Here is a 16543-nt window from a genome sequence, read left to right on the forward strand (position 1 = left end):
TTTATATAATGAAGAACAAGTATATTGATCTTATTGATCAAACCTTCTATTTTCCTCAAGAGGAATTTGAATTAAAAAACAATTGGCTACAATTTCACGGCATTGACCTTAAACAATTAGTAGCTGATTATGGATCGCCTTTAAAATTTACCTACTTACCTAAAATATCGCAAAATATAAAAGCGGCGCAAGGATGGTTTCAGGATGCAATAAAAGCACATGATTATAAAGGAGAATACCATTATTGTTATTGTACAAAAAGCTCGCACTTTAAACATGTGCTAGATGAAGCTTTGAAGAATAATATTCATATTGAAACTTCAAGTGCTTTTGATTTGGACATAGTTCAACAGCTTAAAAAAAGCGGAAAAATAAAACCAGATACTTACATAGTGAGTAATGGTTTTAAACGTGACCAGTACATTGACAACATTGCACAATTAGTTAATCAAGGACATGATAACTCAATAAGTGTCATTGATAATTATGAAGAATTAGGGTTACTGCGTGGTGCAATTAACCGTCCGTTTAATGTAGGAATACGCATTGCTAGTGAAGAAGAACCTAAGTTTGAGTTCTATACTTCAAGACTAGGGATTGGGTATAAGGATATTGTTCCTTTCTACAAAAAACAAATACAAAACGATGAAAAAGTATCACTCAAAATGTTACACTTTTTCATTAATACAGGAATTAGAGATACTGCTTACTACTGGAACGAGCTCAATAAATGTTTGAATGTTTATGTACAGCTCAAAAAAATATGTCCAGAATTAGACAGTCTGAATATAGGTGGTGGATTTCCTATTAAAAACTCACTTGCCTTTGAATACGACTATGCCTATATGATTCATGAGATTGTAGGTCAAATAAAACAGTATTGTGTTCAGGCAGGAGTAGATGAGCCTAATATTTTTACTGAGTTTGGAAGCTATACCGTGGGAGAAAGTGGTGGTGCTATTTTCCAAGTGCTGTATCAAAAACAACAAAATGATCGTGAAAAATGGAACATGATCAACAGTTCGTTTATCACAACATTACCAGATACTTGGGCCATAAATAAGCGATTCATTATGTTACCTCTTAACGGGTGGAATAATGAGTATGAGCGCGTATTACTAGGTGGTCTTACTTGTGATAGTGATGACTATTACAACAGTGAACAACACATGAATGCTATTTATTTGCCTAAATACAATAAGGATAGACCGTTGTTCCTAGGATTTTTTAATACAGGTGCTTATCAAGAAACCATTGGTGGTTTTGGTGGTTTACAACACTGCTTGATACCACAACCTAAACATATTCTTATAGATAGAGATGAAGAAGGCAATTTAACTACTTCACTTTTTTCTGAACAACAAAAATCAGAGCAGCTTTTGTCTCTTTTAGGTTACAGTGAGTCACCACTTACAGTAACAAGTGAAGAGGATGTCGAGTTGCCTGAAACAATCAATTACTCTATTTAATCCTTTCATAAAAATGAAACTTTCATCGACTTATGCAGGAATTCCAGATGAATTTGGAAACCTGAATAACGCAAAAACAGTATTAATTCCAGTTCCTTACGATGGTACAAGTACCTGGGGAAAAGGAGCCGATAAAGGTCCTGATGCTTTTCTAGAAGCCTCAGAAAATATGGAGTTGTACGATATTGAAACAAATACTGAAGTTTACAAACAAGGTATTTATCTAGCACCAACTATTGATGAAAATTCAAGTCCAGATGCTATGGTAAATGCAGTTTACAATGCAGTCAAAGGTCACGTAAACCGTAACAAATTTGTTACCTTATTTGGTGGTGAACACAGCATTTCTATAGGCGCCATGCGTGCTATGAATGAGCAGTATCAAGATTTAAGTGTATTACAATTGGACGCTCATGCCGATTTGAGAAAAGAATATATGGGGTCGCCATACAATCATGCTTGCGCTATGTATGAAGCAAATGAAAATATGAACTTGGTTCAAGTAGGAATACGCAGTATGGATGTTGCAGAAACTACTGTAATGAATAAAGACCAAGTATATTTTGCACATGAAATGATTACCGATGATTATTGGATGGATAGCGCTATAGATGCACTTACAGATGATGTGTATATCACGTTTGATTTAGACGCATTTGATCCATCTATTTTACCAGCGACTGGAACTCCAGAACCTGGAGGACTTCAGTGGTACGAGACTCTAGAGTTTTTACGACGTGTTTTTGAGGAGCGTAATGTGGTAGGATTTGATATAGTAGAACTGTGTGCAACTGGCGATTACAAAGCATCGGCATTTGCTGCGGCAAAACTTTATTACAAAATGTTGAGCTACAAATTTGCTAGCGATGAGCAAGACCATGATGGTGATTACGCTTTCGCGAAAGCGGAAAAAAACAATGTAAAATCTGAAAAAATTGACGACGATGAATACTAAAGGAGCTATTTCTCAATTCATAGAAAACTATTACTTGCATTTTAACGCAGCTGCACTAGTTGATGCTGCAAAAGGTTATGAAGATCAACTGGCAGCAGGCAACAAAATGTTGGTATCACTAGCAGGAGCTATGAGTACTGCCGAATTAGGTAAAATTTTTGCTGAAATGATCAGGCAAGATAAAGTTCATATAATTTCTTGTACAGGTGCAAACCTAGAAGAAGATATCATGAATCTTGTAGCGCACAGTCATTATAAAAGAGTTCCTAATTATAGAGACCTAACACCGCAAGATGAATGGGATTTACTAGAAAAAGGCCTTAATCGCGTTACCGATACCTGCATTCCTGAAGAAGAGGCATTCAGACGGTTACAAAAGCATATCTACAAATTGTGGAAAGAAGCAGAGGATGCAGGCGAACGTTATTTCCCACATGAATTCATGTACAAAATGTTGTTATCTGGTGTTCTAGAAGAGTATTATGAAATCGATTTGAAAAATAGCTGGATGTATGCTGCGGCACAAGCTAATTTACCTATCGTGGTACCTGGATGGGAAGATAGCACCATGGGTAACATTTTTGCTAGTTATGTTATGAAAGGTGAATTAAAAGCAAGCACAGTTAAATCAGGTATTGAGTATATGACAATGCTAGCAGACTGGTACACCGAGAATACTAGTGATAATGGTATAGGATTCTTTCAAATAGGTGGTGGAATAGCTGGTGATTTCCCTATTTGTGTGGTTCCCATGCTTTATCAAGATATGGAAAGAACCAATACGCCATTCTGGAGTTATTTCTGTCAAATAAGTGATAGTACTACTAGTTATGGATCTTATTCCGGTGCCGTGCCTAATGAAAAAATTACTTGGGGTAAGCTAGATATTGATACTCCTAAATTTATAATAGAAAGTGATGCTACTATCGTAGCTCCTTTGATTTTTGCTTATTTACTTAACATGTAGTCATGAAACAAGACGCTATTTCTTTCAAACGAGTTATTATAGATTATAAAAAACTCAATGATCAAGTATTACAATTACTTGTAGATAGATATCCAGATGGGTATGATGATAGGGATATTATAAGTTTTAGAAATAAGGATTATGAATGGGTAGATTGTGTTGAGGTGCGCACGCACGATACCATTTATCTAGTTAAAATCAGTAAAAGGCTTCAAACAGCGATGGAAGCCTATGAGAGTGATGTTGAAGAGGAAGACATTACTAATGAACTTGATGACAGTGAGGACAGCATGCTTCCAGAAAATGAAGATGCTGATTTTCAACCAGAAGTTGACTTCTAATTTAGAATGAAAATTACTGCCTGTCATGTAGCAGATCAAATAGACTTAAAGGAATTAAGTCTTAGTTTAAGTGGTAGACAGCTCAATTCTGTAAAGGATGAGCTGTTTATAAAAACAGAATCTGGTGAATATTTACAATTATTAAGTTATGGAGTAGTATGTTCAACCAGTGATTTTTATAGTATAACAGAACAATTACAATTAGTCAAGAAACAGGCTAGTAATTGGTATGGATACCAGGAAGAAAACAGTGATTCTTTTCAACTTGAGCTTTTTAAGGAGCGATTACAATTGCACTACAATCAGTTGGATTTAATTGACGATGATCCTCAAAAGATAAGAATGGTCATGTTGCATTTGTCACAATCTGTAGCGCTTTCAACCTACGCCAGTAAGGCTGAGGATCTTTTAATGGAGACTAAAAAACACACGTCCTTGCTAGAACGTGATGGAAGACTTCAAATAAAAGGGAAGAAGCTCAAGAAGTATATAGGTGGAGTGCTTAATATTAAAAATGATATCAGTGAGCACCTTTATATTTTTGACTCACCAGATGAGGTTTGGGACGATGAAAATTTAAACGACATCAATAATGCTCTTAAAAAAGCATTTGACGTACAAGAACGCTATAGAATCATCAAGCAACAGTTGGATATTGTCAAGGAAAACCTTGATCTTTTTAAAGAGATTATGTTCCATAATGAAAGCAGTAGGTTGGAGTGGATCATCATCATACTCATCGTTATAGAAGTAATAGACTTATTTATTCTGAAGTTTTTATAGAATAGTAAATTTTTAAGAACAAAGCCCATGATACTTATGTTTCATGGGCTTTTTTTAATACAGTATTTCGACAAGGCTAGACTTTGGATAGTATACATAAGATTAAAGTAATAAATAAGGAAATCTTCAGGTCTGATTACTAAATGCTGCTAGTAACGAATACTAGATTCTTCACAAAATTAAAACCTAACTCTCAATCCTGCATAAATATTAATGCCTGGAGCTGGTTCAAAGTACCTGCCTCCAAAGGCGTTGATACGAATGTTATCGTTGTACTTTTGGTCAAATAAATTATTTATTCCTGCAAATGGAGTAAGACTTACTCCGGATAATTGAAACTTGTAAGATCCACGTAGTTGACCTATGATTACTTCTGGTTCTACAGTGCTGTTGGCATCGTCAGTAAACATTTGATCACGATATTGAGCGCTCATAGTAAGATTGAAACTGTTTTTGGTATAAGTAATCATGAGTTGAGCCAGATGTCTGGGAATGGCAGGTAAATTATTTCCTGAAAAATCACCATTAGGTAGCTCATAGTCTTGATAGGTGAAGTAGGAGAAATTGTAAGTAAGTCCAGCACTCCAAGTAGGGTTAAAACGGTATTGAGTAGCAATTTCAGTTCCTAACCTTTTACTGCTACCGGCATTTCTAAAGAATGTTCTATCTGGAAAGTCCTGCAATTCAAAAGGAACAATATCATCGGTTGTAAAGGTGTAGAATAGAGTAGAAGTCAAATTTAATTTTTCGAATTTACCACGATAGCCTATTTCAAAATTTAATGCCTGTTGAGCCTCTAGATTTTGATTAAAGCCACCATCATCCTCTGGGTTTGCACTCAACTCACTTAATACTGGTGTTTCATAACTGTTGGATACAGTAGCATAGAATTGATTCTTGTCATTTAATTTATAAGCTGCACCTGCATTTAAACTGAATTGATTGATTGTAATGTCATCATTATTGATTCCATCAGATTCAAATTCATCGCTCACACTTAATTCATTTATGTCGTAGCGCACGCCAGCATTTACCGTCCATTTTTTCCATTCATAATCTTGCAAATAGAAAAATCCTAAACCGCTAAATTTTTCGTTTTGATTAAGTGTTTCGGTGCCGCGTTCACCTTCCAGATTTTCAAAACGGCGTCGGGCATCATTTTGATAACCGTAGTCTATTCCTAATTGCTGTTTGAATGAAAGATGTTCTTTTTTGGAAACTCTAGTCGTATTAACTCCAACTCCAAAATAGTTTCTGTTTAAATCAATCGCTCCACCAAATTCAAAAGGCAATCTAGCTTCAAAGTCTCTATAGCTGTAAAACCCATAACCGTTGAAAGTCCAATTACCTGTTTGATGCTTCAAACTTGTCCCTAGTTTAACTTGCTGGACTGCTTCCTGAGTTTCAAATAATAGGTTAGGGTCACGTGCCTGCCTGCGGTCTGTTGAGATAGCTTCTGCATTAAGACTACCTGGATCTTCTGCTTCGGGACTATTTGCATAGTTCAATTGAAAATTAAGCTGGGTATTTTTTGAAAGATCATGAAACGATCTATAGTTGAACAAGTAATTCTCAAAACCACTTTGATCCCGATATCCATCGGTTGTGATTTGATTAGCGTGTATTACATAACGTGAAGTTTCTGTTTTAAAACCAGCAGTAACTTGAGATTGTAGCATGTTATAGGATCCTGCCGTAAGTCCTATTTCTACAAAATCTTTTTTAAAGTCGTCTATCGTATTTACGCTTATAACTCCACCGCTAGCATTACCGTACAAGGCACTAGATGATCCTCTTAAAACAGCTATATTATCTATAATTCCTAGAGGTAAATTATCAATTTGCCCTTGACCATCAGGAGTAGTTTCAGGGATGCCATCAACTACCAATTTTATACCGCGTATTCCAAACGCACTTCTCGCGCCAAAGCCTCGTATGCTTATCCTTAAATCTTGTGCATAATTATTGGCGTTTAGACTAAAAACCCCATTTAATTGATTAAGATATTCTTGCAATGATAATTGCTGTTGATTTAGGGCGCTTTCGCGAAAGCGAACTCTAGAAAAACTAGCAGTTACTTGATCTGGATTTTTATCAATTCTAGTCACCTTAAGAGCGACCGTATCTAAAGGTTGAACCTGTGCTTGATTTACTTGAGCTATACTTATTAATACGCTAAAAAGTAATAGGATAAAAAGGATTTGTTTCATGTCTTATAGTGGGATAAAGGTACACATGAAACCTAGTATAGTCGTTAAGGCTATAATAAAAGCATTGCAGTTCCCATGACGATCATTATAGCGTTTTCAATAAAAGTAGCTTCAGTCATAGGTAGTTTTAAGGCAGTTCCCAAACAAGCACATTGAATTTTTCTTTTGTTGAGCAATGTTTGAACCACTCCACCTGTGGTTATGGACAAAATAACCAGAGTTATTAAAATAGCGATGTTTGTATTAAACCTTAATAAGAACATGAGACCGAGTGCAGTTTCAATAAAAGGATAAATCCAACCGTAAGCAGGAATTACTCGTGCAAGTGGATCGTACATGCTAAAACTAACTGGAAATCCTTTTAAATCTAGCAATTTAAAAAAGCTGAAAACTATTAGGAAAAGCCCCATGAAATCTAGCATGATTGCTTTAACATCCCAAGTATCTTTATGCAACAGCAGGCTTGCTGTGGTGATATAAAAAAGAATGAGAAACAAGGGTTTTAATTGCTGTAATTTGCTGGGTTCGTTGCTAGGCAATTCTTGAGCGATACGATCTGACTTTTTGCTTATCGTATATTTTTCAGTAAGGTGTTGTTGCAACTCCTCAATCTCGATGTAGTTTTCTACCTCAAGAGTACCTTCTTTTTCTGATAGTGATACGCTTGCTGTTTTTACAGCAGGAATTCCCTGCAATTGTTGTTCAACATCGCTGCGACAACCATTGCAGGTCATACCTTCAATATGAATGAATTGTTTCATTATTGTTTTCTTTTGATAGCTGTTTTTTTGTAAAAAACGAGTTCTCCCTTGCGATAATTGGCAATGATAAGTTCGTCATCGTTTTGAATTACATCAGTAGGTTTGTCAATACCTTTTTCAATAATCTGTTTTAGATCACCCATTCTACCATAAATAAGGATTCTATCGTTTTCAAAGTCTGTTAAAAATAACTCGGTTGCGGTAACGTGAATACCCGTTGCTGCTTTTAGATTGTCGTTCATACCTATTTCCATCACCGGTTCCCCATTTTTAGTCCACACTTGGGCGCGATCGTTATAAGCATCGGCGATGTACAGGTGGTTTTCCATTATTTGAACATCTGTAGGATAGTAGAATTGACCTAGCTTTTTCCCTTCACTACCTAATGATTGCCATGTACCGTTTGAAAAGTACAAAACCCGATGGTTGTAAAAATCGGCAATGGCAATTTCATCCTTAAACATACTTATCGATGCCGGTGCATCTAGGGAATCGGTAATAGAAAGGTAACTTTTATTTGTTCCTTCTATCACAGCAATAGAATCTTTCCCGTACTCTGGTATGAACAATCGTTGAGTTGATTTGTCTTTGATATAGTCCAAGTGCATGGGACGTTCAAACTCACCTATTGTTTGGGTAATTTCACCTGTGTAGTCAACCTTAACCACTCGATTGTGGTCGCCATCACTCAATATGTATTGATCATCGTCGCTAACTAGTCCAATAGGGTTAATTCCATCTAGACTTATGCTTTTTTCATAAGTCCATTCCGTCTCTACAGGTTGTTGTGAACAGCCTAGTAAAACTGCTGAAAGTAAAACGTATATCAATTTCATTATTGAACTCTTTTATAATGACAACATCCAGGTAGTTGATCGTATACTTGATCACTGGCTTTGGTACTTTTTGTATCATGACCTACTTGGGTTACTTTTTGTTCCACCTGATTGATGGTAGTACTACCATCGTGAGAATAAGTAAGTTGTTTACTGTCAACGTCCCAAGTAGCACTTGCAACACCAGGTAGGTTAGACACTGCTTTTTCAATTCTGGCCTTACACATACCGCATTTTCCGTTTACCCACAATTTGTTTTCTTGTAATGATGTGCTGGCGACTTCATTATTGTTGCTCGCATTGGTTTCTATATCGCCATTTGCTCTTGTAATAGTGGCAAGATTGGGTGTGTAACCTGCTTTTTCAACTTGTTTGATCACGGCTTGCATGCTTAGTGATTTTTCTGCTGGATAAGTGAAACTAAAATCTCCCGTTTCAATATCGATGGCGACATCTTTTATCCCTTTGAATTCCTTGAACTTTTTCTCTAGGCCATAGGCACAGAAAGGACATCCCAGTCCGTCGACTTGAATTTCAAAAGTATCTCGTTCTTGGTTGTTTTGTGATTCCGCTTTCGCGAAAGCGAACAAACCAATTAAAATGCTAAGTATATAAATGCTATTTTTCATATTATTTTTTTAAAAAGTGTAACGTGTTCCTAAAAACACAGAGTAATTAAGGGCTCGATTATCATCAATTTCCTGAACCAAAGGCAGCTGTACAGCTAGGTCAAATGTGATGTTCTTGCGAGCGTATTGAATACCTTGCGCGTAGAGTAGCTGGTACCAATCGCGCTCGTGCAACCAATGACTACTGTATTCAAAATATAGATTGAGTTGTTTATTGGGATACTGTGGCTTTAATAAGGGCAAACCAAAACCTAGTTTTGCTCGCATTTCATCTAGTGTACCATCTGGCATCCAGTTGTAGCCAACCTCAGTACTGATACCGTATTTTAAGGTCTCGATTCCAGAAACGATACCGTAATATCCAGCATATTTACCTGTGCTTATATCCATTACATCAATTTCCTTACCTGTAGGAAGCGTTTGCAATGTTTTGGCAACCATACGCCAAGTTTTACCAGTTCCATCTTTACGATAGAATTGATATTTTCCCATGATCTTTAAATCTGCTAGGCCATTGCCCGATTGATCTTGTAAATCATAAATGGTAAAGGGTATATGCAGCGCTACCAGTGAGTTTGCTGTAGGTAAATAATGCAACATGACTGGAGCGTATAGAACAGATCCACGCTCAGTTTGTCGGTATTCAATTAGTGTTTTTGTTGTAAAGCTTTTGCCGCCTAACATGATAGGTTTATCGGCAGTTATAGGTGGTCCTTGTGCTGTAGCTAGATAACTAGACAACAAGATAAAACCTCCTAAAATGATGTTTTTCATTGTATGATTAATTTAAAGTAATGAGCTGATTTTTAAAATTTTAGTTTTAAAAATCGGTACTTTAAATTAAAAGTTGATCGTGAAGTATGATGAGGTCGTGCCGTTTCCATGGCGGTGATTCCTCTAGAAAACCTAGCGCTGTCTTTTGTTCAACTAAGGGTGCTTGATAGATGAAATCATAAGAATGTTCTAGACTAGGCAAGATAAATTGAAAGTCCAAGGATGCTGCTACTTGCAGCTGTAATTCATCCTGACCTTCAACTACGATTTGTTCGTTAGAACAACAACCTGACTTTTCCATGGAATCCATTCCACATGAGTCAGCCTGATGATTAACGGCAGTATCGACTAGAAAACTACCACAAAAATGTTGATCAATCACTAATCCTTGCGTAGAAGCAAGGACAAGTAAAGCTAAAAAAACAGCTTTTATTTGATAGATCAATTTCACGGTGACAAAGATACAAAAAGTATGCCTTTAGGCGGATAAATTCCATTTTGGGTTTTGATGATGTAAAATTGCGTAACTTAGTTAGGCTATTCAGTATCAATACAATGAAATTACAAAATGAAGTTGTTTTACGTCCCAGGTTTAAGCTTGTTGTTCCCATGCCTGTAACTGAAGTTATAGAGCGATTACAAACTACACCAGGAACAGCATCTACCATCTATACTTCAATTTTAGACGGTCATATCTTTATCAAGATCAATAAAGAAGAGAGACACTTCTGGTCACCACACCTTCATATTGAATCAGAAGAAACCGACGATAATCAAACCTTGCTAAAGGGAACTTTTGGTCCCAATCCTACTGCTTGGACCTTTTTTATGTTCCTACATTTTGTACTAGCTGGTTGTTTTCTAGCTGCTGCTATATGGTGTTATACCAATGTCGTTGTCGGTGCCTCTACAAGACTTCCTGTGATAGGCATGGTTGTAATAGTATTATTATGGATTGCCTTTTACGTATTGGGTAGGTTGGGTAAGAAAAAGGCCGAGCCTCAATCCAGAGTACTGTATGAATTTTTACAAACTCGTGTGTCACATCCTTAAACTTGAATAAGTCAATTGCCTTATTGAATAATCACAGGTATTAAGTCAATTTTGATTCATTGAATTTAATATCATGAGAAATTTTATACTCGTTATTTTTCTAGTTGTACTCACTACTTCATGTGACTTGAACGGTTATGGTCCCAAGGTGCAAACCGGTGGAGTAGAAGTATATTACAAGCCCAATGAATTAAAGAATCAAGCTCAAAGCTTGTCGGTGTTGTTAGATAGCCTGGAGTACGGCAAGAATGGCACTGTGAGTTTTCAAGTTATAAAAGACAGCATCATTAATCTTAAAATGGTTACTGATCCCACTTATTATTCTGATACTTCCATGGATTATGCCTTGAATGCAATGAGTATTATTTCACAAATTGAAATATTTAAAGACGAAAGTGTGCAGTTCCATATTTGTGATGAAACTTTTAATGTAAAACGTTCTTTAGAGGTAATTAAAAACGAATAGTTTGATATCTGTTTTAATCGTTCTGGGCCTGATAAGCTCGTTGTCTATTCCTGTATTTATTTATACAACGACCAGCCAGCCCAAGGATAAGGTATTGCTTTTAAGAACGATTAGTTTAGGTATGGTAATTTGGAGTGCAGTTATGGGTTATGTATGGTTGTTTTATCTAGCGTTACTAACCAGTATTCCTTTTCTAATTTTGGGATTCCTACTTTTAATAACATCGTATTTATACAAAGCGAAGTCAAAAGATGGGATTAAGCAAAATAAGTATTTAGACAAGTTGGTTTGGTTCCTGTTAATCATTGCAATTGGAGTGAACTACCTAGGATATTCAACATTTATTTGATGCTATGATTGTAAAAATAGTTTTGATAGCCGGTAAAGCCAGGTACATTCCTATGAGTTTAATCTGTCTTGTTTGTTGCGTGAGTATCCTAGTGATCGCCTTGTTTTTATTAGAAAACGCATGGCGTAAATCCCTTTACAAACAATTGAAAGCAAAGTCTAAGTTGCTGGATCAGGCCAGGTTGCAAAATAACTTTTTAATTGCCTTGTGTAAGGATGCGTATAACCGCTGGTAAAAATTAGTATATTTAAAGTGTAGTGAAAATAAGAACCGCCATAGTAGATGATAACAGCTTTTTAATTCACGCTGTAAAGGAAAAGCTTAGCTTTTTTGAAGATATTCAGGTGCGGTTAACCGCGACAAACGGTAAGGATTTATTAGAAAAACTCGAACAAAATAGTCGGATAGACCTTATCCTTATGGATATAGAAATGCCCGTAATGGATGGCATTGAAGCTACACAACTCGTAAAACAGCGTTATCCTCACATAAAAATAGTAATGCTTACGGTCTTTGACAACGACAGCAATATATTCAATGCGATAAGAGCTGGCGCCGACGGTTACCTACTCAAGGATGTTGATCCCGATAAGTTACATGCAGGAATCCTACAAACCTTAAACGGTGGCGCAGCAATGAATCCAGCGATAGCCTTAAAAACCTTAAAACTATTACGTTCACCAGAACAACTTAATAATCTAAGTGAGCACAAGGAGGATTTCGCTTTAAGCGAAAGAGAACAACAAGTACTAGAACAACTAGCTAGCGGTTTATCTTATACTGTAATTGCAAAAAACCTGATTCTTTCACCCAGTACAGTGCGCAAGCATATTGAAAATATCTACAAAAAATTACAAGTACACAGTAAGTTAGAAGCAGTAAGTAAAGCACGTAAACACAATATCATATAGCACATGAAAAGACTGCTCTATCTTTTTATAATCCTGTTGCTTACCAGTACCGGAGTAACCACTGCACAACAAACCAACCCGACTAAACTAGACAGCTTGTTGCAACTAGCAGCAGCAAAACCCAACGATAGTTTAGCCATCATTCATTTACACAAACAGTTTTTTGTGTACGTTTATAGAGAACCGCAAATTGCCAAGGCACTAGCCGATACTACTATCAATAGAACAGCACAACCACCGCATGATTACCTGCACGCTCAGTCCTTAATGCGCAAGGGAATTTACTACGATGTGATCAGTAAAACAGACAGTGCGCTGCAACTCTATAACCAAGTGCTCAAAATCGCCAGTGTTAATAAAGATACGGTTTCACTGGCAGGAGCTTACAACAATATAGGATTAGTCAAATGGAACCGTACCGAGCTCGAGGCTGCTATGCAAGACTTTATTCAAAGTTCTACCTTGTTCAAACAATTAGGAAACACCTATGGATTGGCCAGTGCTCAAAACAACATAGGTTTAATTTTATACGACCTAGGCCGCTATGACGAGGCGCTAGAATACCACAAAAGCTCATTAAAATCTAGGATAGAACGTCAGGATTCCTATGGAATAGGAGCGAGTTATTCTAATATTGCCACGGCATTTTCAAAATTAAATCAGCCCGATAGCGTGCGCTATTACACCTATAAAGCCATTGATGCCAAACTCAAATCTGGTGACAAACGAGGTCTAGCCATCGCCTATCAAAACCTAGCTATTGATTACAGAAGAAAAAATGTACTAGATAGCGCCTTGCATTACTCGATTAAGGCCGATGAAATGTACAAAGCTTCTGGATTTAAAAGATTGTCCTCAAATAACCTGCAAGTCCTGGCCGAGTTGTATTTTCTGGACAAGCAATACAAGAAAGGCCTTGCTACCATCAACGAATCTATCGCTCTACAAGACTCAGCCGATTATAAAAACACAGCCGAAGCCTACAAAATCAAAGCGCGCATTGAAGCCGGCTTAAAAGATTATAGAGCAAGCGCTCGTTCCTATGCACAAGTATTGCAAGCTAGAGACAGTTTTGATTACGAACGCAGGTCAGACCAAGCCCAAGATTATTTTGAAAAATACAAAACCGCCGAAAAGGAGCAAGAAATCACCTTGCAACGCGCCGTAATTGCCGAAAACCAATTGAAAATCCAAAAGCAAAATCAAATGCTGTACCTCAGTATCGCAGCCCTATTTATACTGGGATTAATAGGATTTGTGATTTACAGACAACAACAACTTAAAAACCACCAATTAAAAAAAGAAAAAGAACTAGAACTAGCTCTTGCCAAAATAGAAACCCAGAACAAATTACAAACTCAACGTTTACGTATCTCCAGAGATCTACACGATAACATAGGTTCCCAGCTCACCTATATCATCAGTACCATAGACAATCTAGCCTATGCCCTTAAAAATACCCAACCTATCATACAAGATAAATTAAGCGGTTTAGGAACCTTTACCCGTTCCACCATTGCCGAGCTTAGAGACACCATTTGGGCCATGAATTTAAACGACATTAGTCTGGATAAAATAAATGAACGCATTCATGCCGTTGTCGTAAATTTCAATTCCTTAGAGGAGCACGAGCCAGTCATTACCACACAATTAGTCAATGATACCGGTGTCACCTTTACCTCAGAGATGGGCATGCACGTATTCAGAATAATACAAGAAGCCCTAAACAATGCTGTAAAATACGCGCACACTGCTATTGAGATACACTCGGTGATTGAACAAGATCAATTAATCTTTACCATCAAGGATCACGGACCAGGATTTCAAGTAGAAACAGTATCCAGCGGTAATGGAATATCCAATATGAAGCATCGCGCCAGCAAGATAGGAGCTACCTTTACGATAGATACACAGGTAGAAACCGGTACCGTAATTACACTGCGTATTCCCTTGCACATTGCTCTTGATCAAACCGCTTAAAAACACAATCCTAAAACCGTTGTCTGCTTATTGTGTAAGCAAGTAAAGTGAGTATAGATCAGGCATTCAAATAATAAAACCTATTAGTTTCTTTATATTCTTTTCGCTTTCGCGAAAACGTGGAAAAGTACTCACTAATTGGCACTACGAGCAACGCTAGGAATAGGAGATCATTGAGCGCTAGCGAAATGGCCTGAACGACCGTAGGTATCGTCCAGCAACGGTTTGGTGTATAGCTCGTTGCGTGGTTTAGCACTTAACCTTGCAAGTACGCAACAAACTAAAAATCCGCGAGGATTTTCGTAATTAAGCCTTTTATAGCAATGAATTTTATACTTTATTGTGTAGTTTTTATTTTAAATTTTCTCTAATATCAAAATAATGATTTTTAGACCAACTTCGATCATTTACACAAACAATATGTGCTCCAAAATATTGGTTTTCTAAAATATGTAAACTATGTTTTGCTATAGCATCTATACATATTCTGGTTAAAATTTGTCTTTCCAGTATTTTTAAATCCTCACCGTAATATTCAATCATAGGAAGCCAATCATATAATGACCTACATTGGTCAAACGTGAATATATCAACACACATTTTTCGTTCTTTTGCTGTATAAGAAAATCTCTTGTGAGCTTTTGTATTATGGTGATAAGGATAACCTAATTGATTTATTGCTAACTCTTGCCATAAATGAATCATAGGTACATCACAAAATAATCCTCTACTTTCATTTCTTATAGAATCCGGAATATTAGCCATTATTTCTGGAATAGATTTTTTCATTTCATCTGATAAGATTTCCATAAAACCTTCTGATGGTGCATTTAATTGCATATAGAAAAACTTAACAGCCATTTCCATACTATAACCATTGTAATCATTTTTTGAAATAAAATTTTTCCAACTTCTACTGATTTTAGAATCGCCTTTTATTATCTCATTAAAGAAATGGAACAAGGAATAATTCGTAGGACATAAATATATGCTTTCATTTTGTTCAAATTTCTCTATTTCTTTTAAAATAGTTTTAGAATCCATTGTAAACAGTCTTTTTAATAACAAAGGATTCTTTAACACATTTGTAATCGGTAAAATATGATTACTGTAATTAATAATAAAATTGGTTTGAAATGCTGAATAAGCATATTCGAAATTTTTGCTTACATAAGGCTTAAACTCATCTTTTTCAATTATACCAGCTGAAAAATTATCTTCCATAAATCTTCCTTTTTCATCTTTTTCTGATGAGTCGTAAATTTGGTAATCATAGAACGCTTGATAATGGAAATAGGAAGTCAAGAAATCAATGTTCTCGTCAGTTTTGTCAGGATAACAAGTGTTTACGATTAAACTTGAAAGATTGCTTAAAGACTGGTTTTCAAATAATGTAATTATTGTTTTAAAAGGTTTAGAATCACGGCTAAATAAAGATGCTGTAAAATCCAAGTAAACAATATCAAATTTGACGAAAGTTGATTTTAAGTAGTGGTCGATTTTACCATTAAAAATTTTTAATGTAGGATAACTGTCTTTTAATGAATTTAGAGCTTGGTTATATGCTCGTTTCTCGCTTTCAAAAGCATAAACATTCTCAATTCTAATTCCTAGATTTATTAGATGGTCTAAATCATTTTGAGGTTCAGGTCCACACAGATAAGCAACTTTTAACTGGTCAGCCTTTTTGTTAGAATATGTCTGTACTGAAAAACTATTCCAGTCATTAAGGTATTTTTCATTTACTTTTTCGGCAATTTTATATTTTAAAATATGGTCTTCAAATGCAAAGTCCCAAAGCCGATTAATATATTTTGAATTTAGGATTTTACTATCCTCTCGATTCGATGTTAAATTGTCGATTGAATGTTTCCAGATTATATCTCTAGAATGGTTTTTAACTTCTTGTTTGTAGGTTTTCATTCAAATTACTGCCAACGGACTCGTAGAACCGTCAGTTACGGGTTAGTATGCGTTAATTTTCGGTTAAACACTGGCGTTTTTTATATTTACTTACTTTCGTTTTATTGATTAAACCGCTATTATTTTTATACAATGT

General features: G+C 36.1%; 16 protein-coding genes. 9 read left to right on the top strand and 7 right to left on the bottom strand.

Annotation, left to right across the window (positions count from 1 at the left end):
- The first annotated feature begins 8 nt into the window (after window positions 1-8).
- Genes HCN53_RS12285 through HCN53_RS12305 form a run of 5 tightly spaced genes read left to right on the top strand, consistent with a single transcriptional unit; the run spans window position 9 to window position 4515 of the window.
- The gene (locus HCN53_RS12285; protein ID WP_060523099.1) at window positions 9-1469 is read left to right on the top strand and encodes an arginine decarboxylase; all 1461 of its coding nucleotides are present in this window, start codon (window positions 9-11) and stop codon (window positions 1467-1469) included.
- A gap of 13 nt (window positions 1470-1482) precedes the next feature.
- Window positions 1483-2424 (top strand): agmatinase, encoded by a 942-nt coding sequence (speB, locus tag HCN53_RS12290; protein ID WP_105018389.1) that lies wholly within the window; start codon window positions 1483-1485, stop codon window positions 2422-2424.
- On the top strand, window positions 2414-3391 hold the full coding sequence (locus tag HCN53_RS12295; RefSeq protein WP_042279825.1) for a deoxyhypusine synthase family protein: 978 nt from the start codon (window positions 2414-2416) through the stop codon (window positions 3389-3391). The genes speB and HCN53_RS12295 overlap by 11 nt, the downstream gene beginning before the upstream one ends.
- Window positions 3392-3393: 2 nt before the next feature.
- On the top strand, window positions 3394-3732 hold the full coding sequence (locus HCN53_RS12300; protein ID WP_042279823.1) for a hypothetical protein: 339 nt from the start codon (window positions 3394-3396) through the stop codon (window positions 3730-3732).
- 6 nt (window positions 3733-3738) lie between these two features.
- Window positions 3739-4515, top strand: a complete 777-nt coding sequence (locus HCN53_RS12305) for an RMD1 family protein (RefSeq protein ID WP_105018390.1) — start codon at window positions 3739-3741, stop codon at window positions 4513-4515.
- A 179-nt stretch (window positions 4516-4694) separates the two neighbouring features.
- Here the strand turns inward: HCN53_RS12305 and HCN53_RS12310 are convergent, their stop codons facing one another.
- The 6 genes from HCN53_RS12310 to HCN53_RS12335 form a co-directional block, all read right to left on the bottom strand.
- Window positions 4695-6725, bottom strand: a complete 2031-nt coding sequence (locus HCN53_RS12310; protein ID WP_167343142.1) for a TonB-dependent receptor family protein — start codon at window positions 6723-6725, stop codon at window positions 4695-4697.
- A 50-nt stretch (window positions 6726-6775) separates the two neighbouring features.
- Window positions 6776-7486 carry a heavy metal translocating P-type ATPase gene (locus tag HCN53_RS12315; RefSeq protein ID WP_167343143.1) on the bottom strand — a complete coding sequence of 237 codons (711 nt, stop codon included), beginning with the start codon at window positions 7484-7486 and terminating at the stop codon, window positions 6776-6778.
- On the bottom strand, window positions 7486-8322 hold the full coding sequence (locus HCN53_RS12320) for an NHL repeat-containing protein (protein WP_206063926.1): 837 nt from the start codon (window positions 8320-8322) through the stop codon (window positions 7486-7488). Before HCN53_RS12320 ends, HCN53_RS12315 begins: the two co-directional genes overlap by 1 nt.
- Complete coding sequence (locus tag HCN53_RS12325) at window positions 8322-8951, bottom strand: heavy-metal-associated domain-containing protein (protein WP_167343144.1); 630 nt, start codon at window positions 8949-8951, stop codon at window positions 8322-8324. The genes HCN53_RS12320 and HCN53_RS12325 overlap by 1 nt, the downstream gene beginning before the upstream one ends.
- A gap of 9 nt (window positions 8952-8960) precedes the next feature.
- Window positions 8961-9725 (bottom strand): hypothetical protein, encoded by a 765-nt coding sequence (locus HCN53_RS12330; RefSeq protein WP_167343145.1) that lies wholly within the window; start codon window positions 9723-9725, stop codon window positions 8961-8963.
- A gap of 61 nt (window positions 9726-9786) precedes the next feature.
- A complete protein-coding gene (locus tag HCN53_RS12335; protein WP_167343146.1) occupies window positions 9787-10176 on the bottom strand; it encodes an HYC_CC_PP family protein in 390 nt (129 codons plus the stop codon).
- Window positions 10177-10280: 104 nt separating this feature from the next.
- Here HCN53_RS12335 and HCN53_RS12340 point away from each other — a divergent pair, with 104 nt between their 5' ends.
- The 4 genes from HCN53_RS12340 (at window position 10281) to HCN53_RS12355 (ending at window position 14484) form a co-directional block, all read left to right on the top strand.
- A complete protein-coding gene (locus HCN53_RS12340) occupies window positions 10281-10778 on the top strand; it encodes a GTP-binding protein (RefSeq protein ID WP_167343147.1) in 498 nt (165 codons plus the stop codon).
- A gap of 73 nt (window positions 10779-10851) precedes the next feature.
- Entirely contained in the window at window positions 10852-11244 is a 393-nt protein-coding gene (locus HCN53_RS12345) for a hypothetical protein (RefSeq protein WP_060523089.1), read from the top strand.
- A gap of 606 nt (window positions 11245-11850) precedes the next feature.
- Window positions 11851-12504, top strand: coding sequence for a response regulator (locus tag HCN53_RS12350; RefSeq protein WP_105018399.1), 654 nt, complete (start codon window positions 11851-11853; stop codon window positions 12502-12504).
- 3 nt (window positions 12505-12507) lie between these two features.
- Window positions 12508-14484, top strand: a complete 1977-nt coding sequence (locus tag HCN53_RS12355) for a sensor histidine kinase (protein ID WP_167343148.1) — start codon at window positions 12508-12510, stop codon at window positions 14482-14484.
- 351 nt (window positions 14485-14835) lie between these two features.
- Here HCN53_RS12355 and HCN53_RS12360 read toward each other — a convergent pair whose 3' ends face one another.
- Complete coding sequence (locus HCN53_RS12360; protein ID WP_167343149.1) at window positions 14836-16407, bottom strand: hypothetical protein; 1572 nt, start codon at window positions 16405-16407, stop codon at window positions 14836-14838.
- Window positions 16408-16543: the final 136 nt, after the last annotated feature.

It is taken from the genome of Nonlabens sp. SY33080 (assembly GCF_011784885.1).
GTDB lineage: Bacteria > Bacteroidota > Bacteroidia > Flavobacteriales > Flavobacteriaceae > Nonlabens > Nonlabens tegetincola.

What these genes read in the sequence shown, in the direction of transcription:
- HCN53_RS12285 (WP_060523099.1), top strand. Translation starts at nt 9, where the DNA reads ATGAAGAACAAGTATATTGATCTTATTGATCAAACCTTCTATTTTCCT.
- speB (WP_105018389.1), top strand. Translation starts at nt 1,483, where the DNA reads ATGAAACTTTCATCGACTTATGCAGGAATTCCAGATGAATTTGGAAAC.
- HCN53_RS12295 (WP_042279825.1), top strand. Translation starts at nt 2,414, where the DNA reads ATGAATACTAAAGGAGCTATTTCTCAATTCATAGAAAACTATTACTTG.
- HCN53_RS12300 (WP_042279823.1), top strand. Translation starts at nt 3,394, where the DNA reads ATGAAACAAGACGCTATTTCTTTCAAACGAGTTATTATAGATTATAAA.
- HCN53_RS12305 (WP_105018390.1), top strand. Translation starts at nt 3,739, where the DNA reads ATGAAAATTACTGCCTGTCATGTAGCAGATCAAATAGACTTAAAGGAA.
- HCN53_RS12310 (WP_167343142.1), bottom strand. Translation starts at nt 6,725, where the DNA reads ATGAAACAAATCCTTTTTATCCTATTACTTTTTAGCGTATTAATAAGT.
- HCN53_RS12315 (WP_167343143.1), bottom strand. Translation starts at nt 7,486, where the DNA reads ATGAAACAATTCATTCATATTGAAGGTATGACCTGCAATGGTTGTCGC.
- HCN53_RS12320 (WP_206063926.1), bottom strand. Translation starts at nt 8,322, where the DNA reads ATGAAATTGATATACGTTTTACTTTCAGCAGTTTTACTAGGCTGTTCA.
- HCN53_RS12325 (WP_167343144.1), bottom strand. Translation starts at nt 8,951, where the DNA reads ATGAAAAATAGCATTTATATACTTAGCATTTTAATTGGTTTGTTCGCT.
- HCN53_RS12330 (WP_167343145.1), bottom strand. Translation starts at nt 9,725, where the DNA reads ATGAAAAACATCATTTTAGGAGGTTTTATCTTGTTGTCTAGTTATCTA.
- HCN53_RS12340 (WP_167343147.1), top strand. Translation starts at nt 10,281, where the DNA reads ATGAAATTACAAAATGAAGTTGTTTTACGTCCCAGGTTTAAGCTTGTT.
- HCN53_RS12345 (WP_060523089.1), top strand. Translation starts at nt 10,852, where the DNA reads ATGAGAAATTTTATACTCGTTATTTTTCTAGTTGTACTCACTACTTCA.
- HCN53_RS12355 (WP_167343148.1), top strand. Translation starts at nt 12,508, where the DNA reads ATGAAAAGACTGCTCTATCTTTTTATAATCCTGTTGCTTACCAGTACC.
- HCN53_RS12360 (WP_167343149.1), bottom strand. Translation starts at nt 16,407, where the DNA reads ATGAAAACCTACAAACAAGAAGTTAAAAACCATTCTAGAGATATAATC.